This is a genomic window from Micromonospora sp. ATA51, from assembly GCF_016802855.1.
In the GTDB taxonomy this organism is placed as follows: Bacteria; Actinomycetota; Actinomycetes; order Mycobacteriales; family Micromonosporaceae; genus Micromonospora; species Micromonospora sicca.
The window spans coordinates 19,566-34,765 of the sequence record NZ_JAEVHJ010000012.1; the positions used below are offsets into that span (position 1 = coordinate 19,566).

Consider the following 15,200-nt stretch of genomic DNA (forward strand, 5'->3'; position numbering starts at 1 on the left):
CTCCTTTATCTCTGTGTCTGATCTGATCCGTCACCCGCGACGGCACCGCGCCCACCTGCCTGGTCGGCCGCCGCTCGCCACGCTCGGATCCGGCACCCACCACCCCGGCCCTCTTCTGTCTGCCGTCGAGGGCACCCCCATCCGTTCAGGCGGCCACCACACGGTGGTCGCCTCTTTTCATGCACGAAGGAGGGCTGATGCTTCCCGCCACCCCCATTTCCACAGCCGCCGAGACGATGACCGACGGGAGTGTCCTGGACCAGGTCCGGGCCCTGCATGCCGAAACGATCACCGCCATCGAAAAGCGGCAGGCTCTCGCCGTCGACGCCCGTCGTGCGCTCATCGCCTCGCTGCGCAACCGGCTGATCTGCCGGCCCGGCTGTGAGGACGCACTCGCCGCATGGGGCCTGCCGCCGCTGCCGCAACGCTGGACCGTCTCCGCCGACGCGCAGCTGTCCTACACCCGGGCGCACACCAACCTCGAGCAGGCGCGCGAACAGGCCCGCTGGGATGTGCCGGAGGAACTGCGCCAACTGCAGCCGGCGATGGTCGTCTACCCGCGGCACGTCATTGAGGTGACCGTCGCACCGTGCGGCAACGACCAGCCCGGACCGCAGCGGTTTTCCATCACCGTGCAGGTGACGCTGCAGACCTGGGCCACCGCCACCCGGCAGGCCGACGCGCACGAAACGGCACGCACGCTCGTGGAAGGCCACCTACCGGCGCTGGCCGGCGCCGGGATCAGCGTGACCGCGCTCACCTGGCAGGCCGCCGACAACCCCGACGACGTCGCCCTCGATTACGCCAACACCGAAACCCCTGCCACCACTGCCGCACAGCCTGCCGATATCAACGACCTCACCGCCGCGACCGCGCGCGTGACGCCGCCGTGCGGGCCCTCGCCGACCTGCGGCGCGCCATTCGGACCTGGGCGATCCGCGCCCTAGTCGACGACGAGATCGGCGGCATCTACCAACACACCGCCCAGCGGGTCAACCAGTTCCTGACCGACCTCGGCCTCGGCCCGCTGCCGCGCGCACATCACGTCACGGTGGTCGCCGACCTGACACTGCCCGTCGCCGCCGGCACCGCCCGGCAGGCCTGCGACGCGGCCCGAGACACCATGCGCCCGGCCACCACCAGTTGGCCGGATGCGGCCCGGCCCTGGACCGCGTACGGCTGGACCGACCCCGAAGAAGCCGTGCCCGACGGCGACGGCTGGCGGGTTGCGTGGCGGCACGAGTACGAGATGTGGCTACGCGGCCACACGACCTCCGCCACTGCCACCACCGGCGCCGAAGCGCTCGCCCGCGGCGACCTGCGCCGGGCCCTGACCGGCGTCGGCTACCACCTGGTCGCGGTGAGCGTCACCGTCGAGGACGTCGGCGTCGACCTCTACCTGGACACCGACAACGACTGAACCCAGCGCTGCCCGCGGTCTTCGCTCCCGAGCAGGCGCCTCCTCACCCACCGTCCCGCGCTGCGGATGGCGCCTGCTCCCGCAGCGGAGCAGGCGGCGCAGACGCGGGCCAACCACCTCCAGCCCGGGCGCCCGCCGTCCACTTCCTGCCCCCTCTCACCTGGAGATCACCGTGTCCTTCACAGAGAACAAACTGACCGTCCGATCATCAGCGACCTGGTGGCCGCAGTGCCATACCTGCTCGGCTTCCACCCCAGCTACGGCAGCATCGTCGTGATCGCCTCCCGCGACCGGCGCGTCGTGTTCGCCGCCCGCGGCGACCTGCCCGCCCCCGCACACCTGCTGGACGAGTTCACCGCCTACCTGGTCCCGGTCGTGCAGCGGCAGCAGCCGATCACCGACCTGGTCCTCGTCGGCTACGGAACCCCCGAACACCTCGACCCGGCACTGCGCATCGTCGGCGACGCGTTCACCACCGCCGGCCTGACCGTGCGGGAGATGCTGCGCGTCACCGAAGCACGAATCTTCAGCCTCACCTGCCAAGACCCAACCTGCTGCCCGGCGGACGGAACCCCGTTCGACCCGACCGCGTCACTGGTCGCCGTCCACGCAACCGTCGCCGGGCTCGTCGCACGACCGGACCGGGCCGCGGTAGCCCGCCGCTTCACCGCCGGCGACAGCGCCGGCGACAGCATCCGCGGCGCCACCGACGCGGCCACCGCCCGCATGGAGGCGGTGGCCGCCAACGGCAGCGCCGCCGTATTCGAGGCCGGCGTGCTCGCGGTCCGCGACGCGCTGCGCCAGCACGACAACGACGTCCGCCTCACCGACGACGAGGTGGCCTGGCTGAGTGTGCTGCTGACCGACAGGCCGGTGCGAGACCTCGCCGTCGACCTCACCCAACCCCACGACCAACACATCACCTTCTGGGCCGAGATCACCCGCCGCGCCGACACAGCACTCGTGGCGGCACCGGCGACGGTGCTCGCCCTGACCGCATGGCGGTGCGGGGACGGGGCCCTGGCCGTCATGGCCGCCGAGCACGCCCTGCAGATCGACCCCGGCTATCAACTCGCCCACCTGGTCCTGCACGCCCTGCAGGCCGGGCTGCCACCCACCGCCATCGAGGAGGCCATCACCCGCACCCACCGCACCTCGACCCGCAACTCGGACACCGCCGACGAACAGGAGTGAGTCCTGATGGACCCGATCCGCGCCATCCTGCTGTCCCTGGCCCGCAACGCTGAGGAAGCCCGGCTGCGCTGGCACGCCGAACGCGCCGCCGTGCGAGCCCGCGGCGAAACGCCCACCCGCACCGACGCCTTCGTCCACAACGTTCAGGCCAACCTGTGCCTGATCACCGCGATCGGCGCCGCCGACCTGCCGGCGAACTTCCGCCTCTACGACACCACCCTGTCCCGCGACCCGCTCACCGCGGCCGCCCAGCTTCGCGAGGTCACCTCCGCCTACTACCCAAGCGGGGCGATCGAGGCCGAACACGAGGCCGCCCGGCTGGCCTACCGGGCCGCCCTCGCCGCACCGCTCACCGCCCCTGAACAGCACTACGTCGACCTGCTCGCTGACCTTCCGCCCGCCCGACGCGACAAGATCATCGAAGCCGCTGAGGAACGCGCCCAACACCGACCGGCATAGAGCACCGCACCGGCCGGGCTTCGCGCCCAGGCGCTTCGCCCCGCCGCCGCAGCGCCGCCTGTCCTGCGCTGTCAACGCCCTGGACGCTTCCAGGAGGTGGTGGCGGAGCCCCTGCGGCGCCCACTCGGTGCCCCCGCCAGGTCGGCAGCGCGCCAGCGCCACCTGGTAGCAACCCAGCCTTCAACGGCCGCCGAGCGGCCCGCTGCGGCTGCCTCACCCGAGCCCGACGGCAGCCATGCCACGAAAGGAATTCATGAGTCTCTACAACCTCACACCCAGACCCGGGTTCGAGCGGTACACCGTCCAGGTCGGCTGGAACCCGCACCGCACCTACGTCGCCACCATCGTCGACTTCACCTGGAACCCCATCACCGCACCGGACCGCCAACCCGACACCATCCACCTCGCGTCGAGACGATTCTCGACCCGGCCGAGGTGCTTGCGGCCGTCGAACCCTACGCCCACATACCAGCCGACCTGCCCGCCAGGCTCCGCGCTGATCAAGCCGCGCACCCACTGCGCCGCTGAGACCCACTCGCCGCACCCTGCACCCATGGGACGGCAACGGTGGCGCACGGCTCCGGAGTACGCCGACGAGCGGCCCCGGTGACGCAACCGCCCCGACAACGCCTCCCGGGAAGCGGTCACCACCGGTGCCGTTCACCCCAGCGGCACGAACCAAACCGCCCGCCAATGGCGGGCCGTCGTCGTATCAGGACCCGGGACGCGCCGCCTGCAAACGACCGCGTCCCGGGTTCTCCAAAAGGAGGAACCAGTGTCCCTACCACTGACCATGATCGCCACCAGCATGGTGGCGTTCAGCCTCGGCACGCTCACCACCTGGCCGATCATCCACCGCCTGCGCACCCAGCTCGCCGACGCCACCTGGGCGATGCTCCACGATCCGCTCACCGGGATGCTCAACCGCGCCGGCCTGCACGCCGCCCTCACCGACAGCACCGCCGCCCAGCCGGTCATCGTCGCCCTGATCGACCTCGACAACTTCAAACACGTCAACGACACCCACGGCCACGACGTCGGCGACCAACTCCTCATCACCATCGGCAACCGCATCACCGACCTCGCCGCACTCCACGGCGGCACCGCCGCCCGGCTCGCCGGCGACGAATACGCAGCCCTCCTACCGGCCCGCACCGACGACCTCGAGCGCGTCGCCGACACCTTCGCCACGGTCATCGCCCAACCCGTCACCCTCCCGGGAGGCGACGACGCCGTCACGCTCACCGTCACCGCCAGTGTCGGCCTCGTCCTCGCCGACACCACTGACTGCCTCACCGAGGTGGGCCTGCACCGGGCCGACGTCGCGATGTACCACGCCAAACGCAACGGCCCCAGCCGCCACGCCGTCTACCGCCCGGGCATGACCATGCCACCCGCCCAGCACCGCCGCGGACCCCGCCTACGCGACCGGCGCCAGAGCACCGGCGAGGTGACGGCATGAGCGCCACCCAAGAGGAGATGGCCTGCCAGGTCTGCCTCGCCCCGCTGAACACCCTCGGCATACCACCCACCTACGTACATCCCGCCCACCTGGCCACCGACGGCCACGACCCGGTACCGGTCAGCCGGCTCGACACCGTCCGCCGCAGCTGCGACTTCTGCGGCGACCCCTACCCGACCTGGACTCTGCACGGCGGCGAGGTCACCGCCCTCGCCGTCGGCCCCACCGCAGGACTCATCCAGAACTTCGGCCACGCCTGGGCAGCCTGCGCCACCTGCCACACCCACATCGACGACGGCCGCCACGATAAGCTAGCCGACCACGCCGCCCGGACACTCGGCCTCAGCGACCACCCGCAGGCGCGACAGCGCGTTGAAGAACTGCACCTGGCGTTCCTTGACGCCCAACTGCCCGGCCGCACGCTCATCACCACCACCGCGTGGCCGGCGACCACCATCACCGCCGCCGAGGTGCCCAAGGTCCGTGACCGGCTCACCCGCTTCTATCGAGGCAACGACCAACTGCCCGCCGCGCTCGGAATCACCAAAACGCGCGCGGAAATCGCCACTGGCCTGGACCGGTCGCACCTCTACTGGATCGACAACGACTTCACCGAACTGGCCGACCACGCCGCAGCCCAACTCCCGGACACCCCCATCAGCCGCGACGCCCTGCCCTCGACCGACGGGCTGCTCATCTGGGCGCGGCCACTCACACCCCGCCAGCTCGCCGCCGCATCCTGGACCGCCACCAACAACGGCCTGCACCTCGTCCACTACCGCACGATCGGCGCCGGCCTCCAACCCAGGCCCCTGCAGCGGCTCCGCGAACAGGTCGGCTGGCTCGCACCCATGAGCACCACTCGCCTCGGCGAACAGGAAACGATAGGCAATGACCATCCGTCGGCAGCCCTGGTAGCGACCTGGCTGCTCATCACCCAGAAAGCCGCAGAAGTGGCCACGGCAAGACCAGACAGGGCCGTGGCCAGGGCCTACGCCCGGATGAACCGGCCCACACCCGAGGTACGCATTGTGCGCATCCGCGGCCGCCACCTCCCGTCGGCGCAGAGGCCGTCGACGTCGGGCGATCCGCAGGGCTCTCAGACCAGGCGGTTCTGGGTGTCCGGCCACTGGCGCAATCAGGCCCACGGGCCACGCCGATCGCTGCGCCGCCCCGTCTACATCCACCCGTTCCTCAAAGGCCCTGACGATGCACCGATCGCCTTGAGCACCACGGTGCGCATGCTCAGCGCCGGCCATCCGGAACTGAAGGACCGCGAGTAGACGGCGCCTTGGGGTGGCGTGTCGGGTGCATGCCACCCCCCGACGCCTAGCTTGATCTTTAACCTGCTGGGCGGCAGCATCGACCCCGGTTGATCATGAGGACGGGCCTTGATCGATCATTCCTCTTGCTAAGGGACACAGCGCCACCCAGATGTCTCCCTCCGCAGGTCACACGAGGGTATGTTCGCTCGATGTACTCGATGCAGGTCTCTCATCACGTGAGTGCTTCGCGTCCAGCCGTCTACAGGGCGCTGTTGGACCCGGACGCGATCGCGAGATGGCGGGTGCCGGCCGGCATGAGCAGCTACGTGCATGAATTCGATGCCCGCGAAGGCGGCTTCTTCCGCGTCTCGCTCACATACGACGCGCCGGATGGCACCGGAAAGTCGGCGTCACATACCGACACTTACCATGGCCGTTTTCTGACGCTTGTGCCGAACGAGCAGTTGGTGGAAGTGCTCGAGTTTGAGACCGCAGACCCCGCGCTTCAGGGCACGATGACGATGACGACGACGCTCACCGATGCGGACGGCGGCACTGAGGTCCTCGTCGTGCACGACGGCATTCCCGATGGTGTGCCCGCGGCCGACAACGAGACGGGCACCCGCATGGCCCTGGCAAACCTTGCCCAGCTCGTTGAGGCGGACGAGCGCACCTGGTAACCAGCGATCGGCTTTCTTAGCCTCGCGTGTCGGGGTCCACGGCGGTGCAGGGCGGGCACAGCCGAACGTCCTCGCCGGTGGGGTCGGTGAGACCGGCGAGAACGTTCATGGGGTTCGCGTGTGGCGGTACCGGATTGACGCGGTGCGCGGGTGCGGCTCAGGCGGCGAGCGCCGCGGCCGCGGCCGCGGACACGGACCGTTGATTGGCGATGTGGCGGCTGATCGCGGCGCGGCCGGTGCGGGTGGCCGAGCGGTGCACGGCTTGGTGGGTGAGTTCGTCAGTGGTCTGCTGGCTGGTGACGCCGGTGAGCAGCCCTTTGGCGAGGGCGTCGGCGAGGCGGGTGTCGATGCGTCCCAGCCGCATGCGCAACGCGTCGACGGTGATGCCGAGGCGGGCGGCGACCGGTTCGATCGCCCGCCGCCCGAGCCGGATGTCGATGTAGGGCTGCTCGTCCTCCCGGTCGAGGATGCCCAGGCCGACCGCCCGTTGGACGAGCAGGTCCGGGTGCCCGTAGGGGACGGTGGGGGTGCGGGGACCGGTGACGTGGTCGAGGTTGTCCACCGCCGTGTACTCGCCGGCCTGTTGGCGCAGGGCGTAGCCGGCCCGAAACGCCGCCCCACACAGCGCCGCGTATGGGGCGTCGCGGGCCAGTGGTCACCGACACCCTCGGTTCGCTGCTGGCTCTCGCGCCCGTGCGGCGACGTCCGTCGACCGACGAAGGCATATGGACTTCCCCTGCCCGAAGCACGGCCAGCAGGCATGACGGCGAGACGCTGGTTGCAACAGGTGGCCAGCGATGTGGGGCGTTCGATGACTATGGGCGCCTCATTGTCTATGGCACGAGAATCGCTCGGTCCCTGATTTGGTCCCACAGCTGTACCGGGACCTCCGCGACGATCAACGCCTCGTCGACATCTGAGAACGCGCCGCCTCGCGCTTCACGAGCGTGCACAAGCAGCTCGGCGGTGGATGCAGGGATGCCGCACATCGTGGCGATCGCGTCCGCCGTTGCGCCATTTAGGTCGACCAAGCCGCCGTCGTCGTATGCCCGCCTCCGGTCTGGACGACCAATCCCTAGTTCACGTGCCATAAGGGGGTCTTTTGTGACGATGGCTCTCGCTTCTGCGCGCCTGGCACGAGCGGCGAGCACAGCGGCGACTGCCGGGTCGGCACCGGCGACCGGCTGGGGTGCTGGTGTGGCGAGTCCGTAGGCCTCACGCCGTAGTGGCGCGAGCTGAAAGCACGCAACGCCGAGAGTCGCGAGGCTTAGGACGACCGTCAGAAACTGGAGTACCGCGCCGACCGCTCCAACTGGATCACCAGCGGCATCGACTGGTGTCATGCCAGTTAGCGCGAGCATGAGTACAGCGACCCCGCCGTAGACCGCCGCCAGTCGTCGGATGTGTGGTCTGTTTAGCCGCTGGGCCGCATGTAGGAACGGCACCCACGCGAACAGTCCCGCCGTCAAGATGGTTAGCACGAAGTACCAGCGACCGGTTGGGGTGCGGCCTGACGCGGTGTTCAGTGTAGGCGGAGCCGGTACTTGAGGGGGTTGGGAGTCCATGTCGGCATACTTGCAACTCGCCGTCACGACCGCTACTCCCCGCGAGTCTCGTCATCGCTGAGCTTCCCCCGGTTGTCCGGACGGCCTCTGTGTGATGGTCAGGCCGCGGCTGCGGCCGGGGTGTGTTGTCGTTCGTAGTCGATCGGGGACAGGTTGCCAAGGCTTGAGTGGCGTCGGCGTGGGTTGTACCAGGCCTCGATCCACTCGAAGATGGCATTGGCCAGTTCCTGGCGGGTTGCCCAGGGCTGGCGGTCGAGCAGTTCGAGCTGCATGGAGCCGAAGAACGACTCGACCATGCTGTTGTCGTAGCAGTCACCGATAGAGCCCATCGAGCCGAGCAGCCCGGCCGATCGCAGCCGCTGCCCGAAGGCCCAGCTGGTATATTGACTGCCGTGATCGGAGTGGACCACGGTCTGCCCCTCGGTCGGGGTGCCGTCGCCAGCGGGCCATGTCCAGAGCGTCGATGACCAGCTCGGAGCGCAGGTGGTCGGCGATTGGCCAACCCACGACCCGGCGGGCGAACACGTCCAGCACCACCGCGCAGTACACCCAGCCGCCCTGGGTGCGGTGCTGGGTGATGTCGGTAACCCACAGCGCGTCCGGCCGGTCGGCGACGAACTGCCGGTTGACCAGGTCCGCACTGGGCTGGGCGGCAGGATCGCGCACGGTGCAGCCACGCCGCCGGCGCCGGTAGACGCCCTGGAGACCGGCATGTCGCATGAGCCGCTGCACCCGTTTGCGGCCGCACCGCACTCCTGCGGCCAGGCGCAGCTCGGCGTGCACCCGCGGGGATCCGTAGGTGCCCCGCGACATCTGATGGATGTCGCGGATCAGCTCACCGAGCGCCTGATCGGCCGCCTGGCGACGGGACACGGGCCGGCCGCGCCAGTCGTAGTAGCCCGACGTCGACACCCCCAGGACCCGGCACGCCACCGCCACCGCGTTCCCGCCAGCGGCGAGATCGGCGACGACCGGGTAGATCATTTTGGGAGGACATTCTCCCGCGCGAAGTAGGCCGCAGCCCGGCGCAGGATCTCGTTCTCCACCTCCAAGCGCCGCTTCTCCTTACGCAGCGCCGCGAGCTCTCTGCGTTCGTCGCTGGTCAGGCCCTCGCGCTTACCGTCGTCGGTGTCGGCCTGGGCCAGCCAGTTCCGCAGACACGACTCGGAGATCCCCAGATCCTTGGCGATCTCCCGGATCGGCTTGTCCCGCAGCCGAGCCAACTCGACCGCGCGCTGACGAAACTCCGGCGGGTGTGGTGCGGGCATCCGAACTCCTCCCTCGGCGACCAGTGTCGCCTCAGCTCAGGTGTCCGGGAAACCGGGGGAAGCTCACCTTCCGTTATGGGCCGATGCGGGACAGCAGTGCCCCACTGACGCTGGGCGGCTGACCAACCGTCCGATCAGACACCTCCCAGGGATCCCGTTACGCAATCGTGACACGCCAGCTGGTCGGCCGACTGCTCGCAGGACCTGCGCAAAGGCCTCGGCGCGGCGAAAGGGGTGAAGCCCGGACACCCCAGGTATTTGTACGGCCTGTTGACGGCAAAAAATGTCCTACACATGCTGTTTGCGCCATGGCAGCCATTGGACGGCCCCCTACAAATCCCGGGTTCGAGCACGAAGCGCTCGTGCTCGAACCAGCTTGCAGACGTCCGATTCGGCCGGAGCGGGCTCCACGACCTGAGCAGACGTCCAGGACGTCCACGGCCCCACCGACCTGGCCCGCAGCGGCATGTGCCCAATCGTCGACAGGGCACGCACCAGAGACAGCAGGCACCACTCCCGTCGGGCAGGTATCGGCATCCCGGACAACGAAGGAGAACGCGACTGATGACCAGTACCAAGTGCGGGTTGCACCGACGGACCCTGCTGGCCGGTGTCGCCGCCCTGGGAGCGGCGGCGGGCCTTCCCGCGGCTACCGCGCAGGCAGCGCCTGACTCCCCGGATGGCACGCCGACGGGGCGCTACCCGTCGAACTGGCCCGACCCCGAGCCGTATGGCCTTGCGGACACCCGCAAGGACCTGTGGCCGCGGGAGGACAACTCCTTCGTTCTGCCGCTCGAGTTGCGCCCGCGCGACGAGGGACTCGGCCGGGTCTGGATGCGCGACGCCTACGTCAACTGCTTCAGGGTTGCGGGCCGTCCGCTCTACGTCGCCACCGGCACCACCCGCGTGCCCGGGCTCACCACGGCCACCCCGTGGAACGACGGGGTCTTCGTGTGGACGGCGCCGTCCCTGCGCGGCCCGTGGCGGCTGGCCGACACCACCGGCGTCCGCCACGGCGCCGAGCGCGGCAAGGTGTGGTCGCCGGAGTTCGCCGGCGAGAACCGGCCCGGGCGCACGGTCGTCGCCCCGTGGCAGGAGTACTGGTACGACGACACCTTCGGCAAGCGCGGCAACGTCTGGGCGCCGGAGGTGCACTACTTCCGCGGCACCTGGTACATCGTCGCGTGCATGGGCGATCGCGCGCAGAAGGTCGGCTCGTTCCTGCTGGTGAGCGAGGGCGGCGTCGAGGGACCGTACCGGCTCGCCGCCGGCAACCTCGACAAGCCCTTCGGCGATGCGCTCCCCGACGCGCCGTACATCGATCCCGGGGCGCGTTTCCACATCGACGGCGGCATGTACACCGAGGGCGACGACGCCTGGCTGGTGCTGCACAACAACGTGTACGCCCGGTTCCGGGACGACATGGAGGACATCGTCCCGACGACGGACCTCCCGGCGTTCCAGCAACAGCCCTACTCCCCTGAGCCCTACCTGGAGGGCGCGTACGTCTTCAAGCACGGCGGCAAGTACTACCTGCTGCACGCCGCGTGGGACCGCACCTCGACCGCCGCCGACGGCAGCACCCGCCACGCCTACGACACGGCCGCCCCCAGCCGGACGCAGCACCACTACAACGCGATCGTCGCCGCCGCCGACCACTTCGAGGGCCCGTACTCCCGCCGCTGGACCCTGGGCGTGGGCGCCGGCCACAACAACATCTTCGAGGACGCCGACGGCGGACTGTGGGCGACCTTCTTCCGCAACCCGAACTTCGGCTACTGGGCCGACCCGGCACGCAGCGCCGACGCCGCGGTGCCCGGCGTCGTCCGCCTGGAGTGGACTGGCCCGCAGGGCAACCGCCTGTACGTCCGGCGCCAGAGCCGAGGCCTTGCCGTCAGCGAGTGAAGGCAAGGCGACGTGATCTCCCCGTGTCGGGCGTCAGCCCACGCAGCGCACCGGCCGGCTGATCCGCGTCCCCGCCCGATTGTTCCGCTCGCACTCCTACTGGAAAGGAACCCTGTGACCTGCCCGACCGCTCCGAACATCATATTCGCAATGTCCGATCAGGTCCGCGCCGACTTCACCAGAGGCGTGGGCTTCGAACTGGACACGATGCCCTTTCTCGACTCCATCGCCGCCCAAGGCACCCGCTTCCGCCGCGCCTACACCACCGCACCGGCCTGCGTCCCGGCGCGCACCAGCCTGCTCACCGGCAGATGGCCCAGCACTCACCGCATACGGCAGAACTCCAACACCAGCACGGTGGACGTGTCGCGCGGAGACGACCTGCTCGATGTGTTGCGCGGCGCCGGCTACCAGCTGTTCTACGCCGGCAAGACCCACATGTACCGAAACAAGGCGGAGGACTACGACGCCTTCTCCGAGTACGGGCACACGATGGCGCCGGACACCACCGCCGAGCAGCGCGCCTTCACCGCCTATCTGAACTCCATCGACATGGGCCCGACGCGCGAACCCACCCCGTTCCCGGCGGAGCAGCAGTATCCGTACCGGATCGTCTCCGACGCCATCCAGCAGATAGACGCCCGGGACCCGGACAAGCCGTTCTTCGCCTTCGTCTCCACGCCCGAGCCGCACAACCCGTACCAGGTGTCGGAGCCGTACTTCTCGATGTTCGCCGAGGACAAGATCCCCAACCGGCTCTCTGGCCCCGAGGCCGCGGAGGCCAAAGGCGGCGCCTACAAGTGGCTACGTGACCTGGTGGAGGAGAAGCGGCCCGGCTACGACGACATCTGGCGCCGCTACCGTGCCACCTACTGCGGCATGCTCCGCCTCATCGACGACCAGTGGCGCCGGCTCGTCGACCACCTGAAGGAGCAGGGACTGTATGACAACACCCTGCTGATCTTCCTCGCCGACCACGGCGACTACGCCGCCGAATACGGCCTGCAACGCAAGGGCGCCGGCATCCCCGAGGTCCTGGCGCGCATCCCCATGATCGTGCACGGCTGCGGCGTCGAAACTCAGGACAACAAGAAGGACTTCGTCTCGATCGCCGACATCCTGCCCACCGTGTGCGAGGCGATCGGCCGTCCCATCCCCCTGGGTGTCCAGGGCCGCAGCCTGTGGCAGATGCTCACCGGCTCCGACTACCCGGCCGCGGAGTTCGCCGACATCGTCACCGAGCGCGGCTACGGCGGCCTACCCTAGCCCGACGACGCCCGGCCACCGCTGCACTTCCCCTACGAAGGCACCAGATACGACGAGCTGAACAGCGTGACCCAGAGCGGCTCGTCACGGATGATCCGGTACGACAACTACAAGCTCTACGAGCACGTCTCCGACCCCGGTGAGCTGTACGACCTCGAGAAGGATCCGATGGAGCTGCACAACCGCTTCGACGATCCGAGCCTGCGTGGCGTCAAGGCCGAACTCATGCAGCGACTGCAGCGATGGTCGGTCCGGCTCACCGACGACCTGCCGAAGGGGAAGTACAACGCCAGGCTCGCCCAGCACAACTGGTACCGGACCTCGGAGGCGCACGGAGCATGACCGAATCGATCCGCCGCAGCGACGGCAACCCGCAGCCTCGCCTATCACGCCGTACGGTCCTGCGCGGTGCCGCCGCCGTCACCCTGGCCACGGCAGCCACCACCGCAGCCACCGCCAAAACCGCTTCCGCGGTCGGAACCAGCCGTTCCCTCGCGGTCGTCGACTACCCCGGCGCGCAGTGGCTACCAGCCTCTCCCGCCAACTACCGCCCCGCGGGCGCCCTCGCAACCATCCGATCGACTACGTGGTCATCCACGTCACGCAGGAGCACTTCGACGACGCCCTCGCCGTCTTCCAGAATCCCGACCGGCAAACCTCGGCCCACTATCTGCTCCGCTCGGCAGACGGCCACATCGGCCAGTGCGTCCGGGAGAAGGACATCGCCTGGCACACCGGCAATCCCGACTACGACAACCGCAGCATCGGCATCACACACGAGGGCTGGGTCAATTCCACCGCATGGTTCACCGAGGAGATGTACGCCTCCTCCGCGGCGCTCACCGCGGCCGTGTGCGCACGCCATGCAATTCCACTGGACCGAACCCACATCCTCGGTCACAACGAGGTGCCCAGCGCCACCCACACCGACCCCGGAGCCAACTGGGACTGGGATCACTATCTCGAACTGGTCCGGAAGGTGAGAACCGAGAGGTGAGGCGGACCCCGAGGGGGCGGCGCTACCGCGCCAACCCGGGCGGCCTGGGGTCCGCGCCGGGGGCTTCAGGTGTCCTCGCCGGCCGCACGGTCTGGGCCTCGGTGGTCGGCAGCCCGACCATGGCCGACGACCTGCGCACGACTTCGGTCGACCGGCTGCGACGCCTCGCCGACGTGGTCGACGACGCCGTGTCGCACTGAGATGGTGCCCCTCGGCGACGTGCTCGCGGTCGGCGCGGTCGCGCTCGGCGCCACCATGCAGAGAGCAACCGGCCTGGGCTTCGCCCTGGTGGCCGCCCCGTTCCTGGTCGTGATCCTCGGCCCCTTCTCGGGCGTGACCCTGGCCAACCTGCTCTCAGCGGTGATCAACCTGATCGTGCTGTCCGTGACCGCCCGGGCGCTGCGCCGCCGCGTGGCCGTCCAGATGATCACCGGCGTGATCCTGGCCCTGCCACTGGGGGTCTGGGTGGTCCGGGAGCTGCCGGGCCCGGTCTTGCTCGTCGGCATCGGCCTGATCACGGCGGGAGCCGTGACCTGGGTGGCGGTGGGCCAGAGCATGCCCGTTCTCAGGCAGCGGGGCGGGGCGGTGGCGTCGGGGTTCGCATCAGGCTTCTTCAACACCACGGCGGGGACGGGCGGGCCGCCACTCGCGGTCTACGCCGTGAGCACCGACTGGGAGCACCGCAGCTTCGTCCCGACCGTGCAGCTGGTCGGCCTGGTGACGAACGTGCTGTCGCTTGCGGCGAAGGGTCCTCCGGTCCTGTCGTGGAGACTGCTACTGGCCTGCGGGGTGGCGATGCTGATCGGGATCGGTGGCGGGCACTGGCTGGCGCGGTGGTTGCCGGAGACGGCTACCCGGCGTTGGGTGCTGGCGCTCGCCCTCATGGGAAGCGTCATTGCGATCGCCAAGGGGCTTTCGGCGTGGTGAGACGACGTTCCTCAACCTCGCACGCGGGCAGGCCGACGCCTCCGGGCGCGTCGACCCGGTGGCCCCGCCACGTCTTCAGTCAGGGCAGCGACCCGGATCCACGGTTCAGCCTCGCCAACGAGCGCACCTTCCTGGCGTGGATCCGAACCTCTCTGGCGCTCTTCGCCGCAGGCGTGGCGTTGGAGGCGGTGAACCTGCCGATCGTGCCCGGGTTGCGCCGAGCGTCAGCGATCGTGCTGATCCTGCTGGGCGTCGCCGCCCCGGCCCAGGCCTGGTTCGGCTGGGTCCGCACCGAACTCGCCCTGAGACGGGGAAGAGGCCTCCCGCCACCGCTGATGGCCGTGCCGGTCGGTGGGGGTCTCATGCTCGTCGGCGTCCTGGTCCTTCTGGGGCTCATCCTGTGATCGACCATGGCTCCTCGCCGTCCCCAGACCCCTCCCCGGGGCCGGTCTCGTCGGCTGATCGCGGGTTGCAGGTGGAACGCACAGTGCTGGCGTGGCGGCGTACCGCAGCCGCCCTTGTCGTCGCGTCGGCTGCCGTCGGCCGCTTCCTTCTGCCGCACCTCGGCGGATGGATCTTCCTGGCCGCCGTCGTCAGCGCGACGACGGCCGTCATCGTCGCCGCAGCGGCGCTGCGGCGGCGCCTACCACCTTCTACTGCCTCTGCCGTGCTGAGCTCGGCCCGTCCGCCCGGCCCCTGGCTGGCGGCGGTCGCGCTCGCAACCGCCGCCGGCGGTCTCAGCGTGGCACTCTCCGTACTGGCCGGGTCACACTGACCCTCACCTTCTTCAAC

The 15,200-nt window shown here is 69.5% G+C and carries 17 protein-coding genes and 1 pseudogene; 16 read left to right on the top strand and 2 right to left on the bottom strand.

The features are described from left to right. The first annotated feature begins 197 nt into the window (after positions 1 to 197). The 8 genes from JNW87_RS04195 to JNW87_RS04230 all read left to right on the top strand — a co-directional run bounded on the left by JNW87_RS04195 (position 198) and on the right by JNW87_RS04230 (position 6,480). Positions 198 to 947 (top strand): hypothetical protein, encoded by a 750-nt coding sequence (locus tag JNW87_RS04195; RefSeq protein ID WP_238453090.1) that lies wholly within the window; start codon positions 198 to 200, stop codon positions 945 to 947. Further along, on the top strand, positions 890 to 1,420 hold the full coding sequence (locus tag JNW87_RS04200; protein WP_238453091.1) for a hypothetical protein: 531 nt from the start codon (positions 890 to 892) through the stop codon (positions 1,418 to 1,420). The genes JNW87_RS04195 and JNW87_RS04200 overlap by 58 nt, the downstream gene beginning before the upstream one ends. Before the next feature lie 219 nt (positions 1,421 to 1,639). Further along, positions 1,640 to 2,614, top strand: coding sequence for a DUF4192 domain-containing protein (locus JNW87_RS04205; protein ID WP_238453092.1), 975 nt, complete (start codon positions 1,640 to 1,642; stop codon positions 2,612 to 2,614). Between the two features lie 6 nt (positions 2,615 to 2,620). After that, complete coding sequence (locus tag JNW87_RS04210; protein WP_238453093.1) at positions 2,621 to 3,073, top strand: hypothetical protein; 453 nt, start codon at positions 2,621 to 2,623, stop codon at positions 3,071 to 3,073. A 253-nt stretch (positions 3,074 to 3,326) separates the two neighbouring features. Continuing rightward, entirely contained in the window at positions 3,327 to 3,683 is a 357-nt protein-coding gene (locus JNW87_RS04215; protein ID WP_238453094.1) for a hypothetical protein, read from the top strand. A 165-nt stretch (positions 3,684 to 3,848) separates the two neighbouring features. Further along, positions 3,849 to 4,535: a GGDEF domain-containing protein gene (locus tag JNW87_RS04220; protein ID WP_238453095.1), complete on the top strand. Its 687-nt coding sequence runs from the start codon at positions 3,849 to 3,851 to the stop codon at positions 4,533 to 4,535. Positions 4,536 to 4,552: 17 nt separating this feature from the next. Beyond that, positions 4,553 to 5,818 (top strand): hypothetical protein, encoded by a 1,266-nt coding sequence (locus JNW87_RS04225; protein ID WP_238453096.1) that lies wholly within the window; start codon positions 4,553 to 4,555, stop codon positions 5,816 to 5,818. A gap of 191 nt (positions 5,819 to 6,009) precedes the next feature. Then, the gene (locus JNW87_RS04230; protein WP_238453097.1) at positions 6,010 to 6,480 is read left to right on the top strand and encodes an SRPBCC domain-containing protein; all 471 of its coding nucleotides are present in this window, start codon (positions 6,010 to 6,012) and stop codon (positions 6,478 to 6,480) included. Positions 6,481 to 6,637: 157 nt separating this feature from the next. Here JNW87_RS04230 and JNW87_RS04235 read toward each other — a convergent pair whose 3' ends face one another. Both JNW87_RS04235 and JNW87_RS04240 read right to left on the bottom strand, forming a co-directional pair. After that, positions 6,638 to 7,042 (bottom strand): hypothetical protein, encoded by a 405-nt coding sequence (locus tag JNW87_RS04235; protein WP_375373462.1) that lies wholly within the window; start codon positions 7,040 to 7,042, stop codon positions 6,638 to 6,640. A gap of 1,101 nt (positions 7,043 to 8,143) precedes the next feature. Then, positions 8,144 to 9,313: pseudogene (locus JNW87_RS04240) on the bottom strand (IS3 family transposase). A gap of 564 nt (positions 9,314 to 9,877) precedes the next feature. Here JNW87_RS04240 and JNW87_RS04245 point away from each other — a divergent pair. The 8 genes from JNW87_RS04245 to JNW87_RS04280 all read left to right on the top strand — a co-directional run bounded on the left by JNW87_RS04245 (position 9,878) and on the right by JNW87_RS04280 (position 15,183). Then, positions 9,878 to 11,218 (top strand): family 43 glycosylhydrolase, encoded by a 1,341-nt coding sequence (locus tag JNW87_RS04245; RefSeq protein ID WP_238453098.1) that lies wholly within the window; start codon positions 9,878 to 9,880, stop codon positions 11,216 to 11,218. A gap of 114 nt (positions 11,219 to 11,332) precedes the next feature. After that, positions 11,333 to 12,484 carry a sulfatase-like hydrolase/transferase gene (locus JNW87_RS04250; RefSeq protein ID WP_309233900.1) on the top strand — a complete coding sequence of 384 codons (1,152 nt, stop codon included), beginning with the start codon at positions 11,333 to 11,335 and terminating at the stop codon, positions 12,482 to 12,484. Positions 12,485 to 12,541: 57 nt separating this feature from the next. Then, positions 12,542 to 12,826, top strand: a complete 285-nt coding sequence (locus JNW87_RS04255; protein ID WP_375373463.1) for a sulfatase/phosphatase domain-containing protein — start codon at positions 12,542 to 12,544, stop codon at positions 12,824 to 12,826. 178 nt (positions 12,827 to 13,004) lie between these two features. Continuing rightward, positions 13,005 to 13,481, top strand: a complete 477-nt coding sequence (locus JNW87_RS04260; RefSeq protein ID WP_309233901.1) for an N-acetylmuramoyl-L-alanine amidase — start codon at positions 13,005 to 13,007, stop codon at positions 13,479 to 13,481. Then, positions 13,478 to 13,681: a hypothetical protein gene (locus tag JNW87_RS04265; RefSeq protein WP_238453102.1), complete on the top strand. Its 204-nt coding sequence runs from the start codon at positions 13,478 to 13,480 to the stop codon at positions 13,679 to 13,681. Before JNW87_RS04260 ends, JNW87_RS04265 begins: the two co-directional genes overlap by 4 nt. Before the next feature lies 1 nt (position 13,682). Next, the gene (locus JNW87_RS04270) at positions 13,683 to 14,408 is read left to right on the top strand and encodes a sulfite exporter TauE/SafE family protein (RefSeq protein WP_238453103.1); all 726 of its coding nucleotides are present in this window, start codon (positions 13,683 to 13,685) and stop codon (positions 14,406 to 14,408) included. Further along, entirely contained in the window at positions 14,402 to 14,812 is a 411-nt protein-coding gene (locus JNW87_RS04275) for a DUF202 domain-containing protein (RefSeq protein ID WP_238453104.1), read from the top strand. The genes JNW87_RS04270 and JNW87_RS04275 overlap by 7 nt, the downstream gene beginning before the upstream one ends. Beyond that, positions 14,809 to 15,183, top strand: coding sequence for a DUF202 domain-containing protein (locus JNW87_RS04280; RefSeq protein WP_309233902.1), 375 nt, complete (start codon positions 14,809 to 14,811; stop codon positions 15,181 to 15,183). Before JNW87_RS04275 ends, JNW87_RS04280 begins: the two co-directional genes overlap by 4 nt. The last annotated feature ends 17 nt before the right edge of the window (positions 15,184 to 15,200 follow it).

Bases quoted from the DNA above. Each gene is read 5' to 3' on its own strand.
- JNW87_RS04245 (WP_238453098.1), top strand. From the start codon at position 9,878: ATGACCAGTACCAAGTGCGGGTTGCACCGACGGACCCTGCTGGCCGGT.
- JNW87_RS04225 (WP_238453096.1), top strand. From the start codon at position 4,553: ATGGCCTGCCAGGTCTGCCTCGCCCCGCTGAACACCCTCGGCATACCA.
- JNW87_RS04270 (WP_238453103.1), top strand. From the start codon at position 13,683: ATGGTGCCCCTCGGCGACGTGCTCGCGGTCGGCGCGGTCGCGCTCGGC.
- JNW87_RS04195 (WP_238453090.1), top strand. From the start codon at position 198: ATGCTTCCCGCCACCCCCATTTCCACAGCCGCCGAGACGATGACCGAC.
- JNW87_RS04230 (WP_238453097.1), top strand. From the start codon at position 6,010: ATGTACTCGATGCAGGTCTCTCATCACGTGAGTGCTTCGCGTCCAGCC.
- JNW87_RS04210 (WP_238453093.1), top strand. From the start codon at position 2,621: ATGGACCCGATCCGCGCCATCCTGCTGTCCCTGGCCCGCAACGCTGAG.
- JNW87_RS04215 (WP_238453094.1), top strand. From the start codon at position 3,327: ATGAGTCTCTACAACCTCACACCCAGACCCGGGTTCGAGCGGTACACC.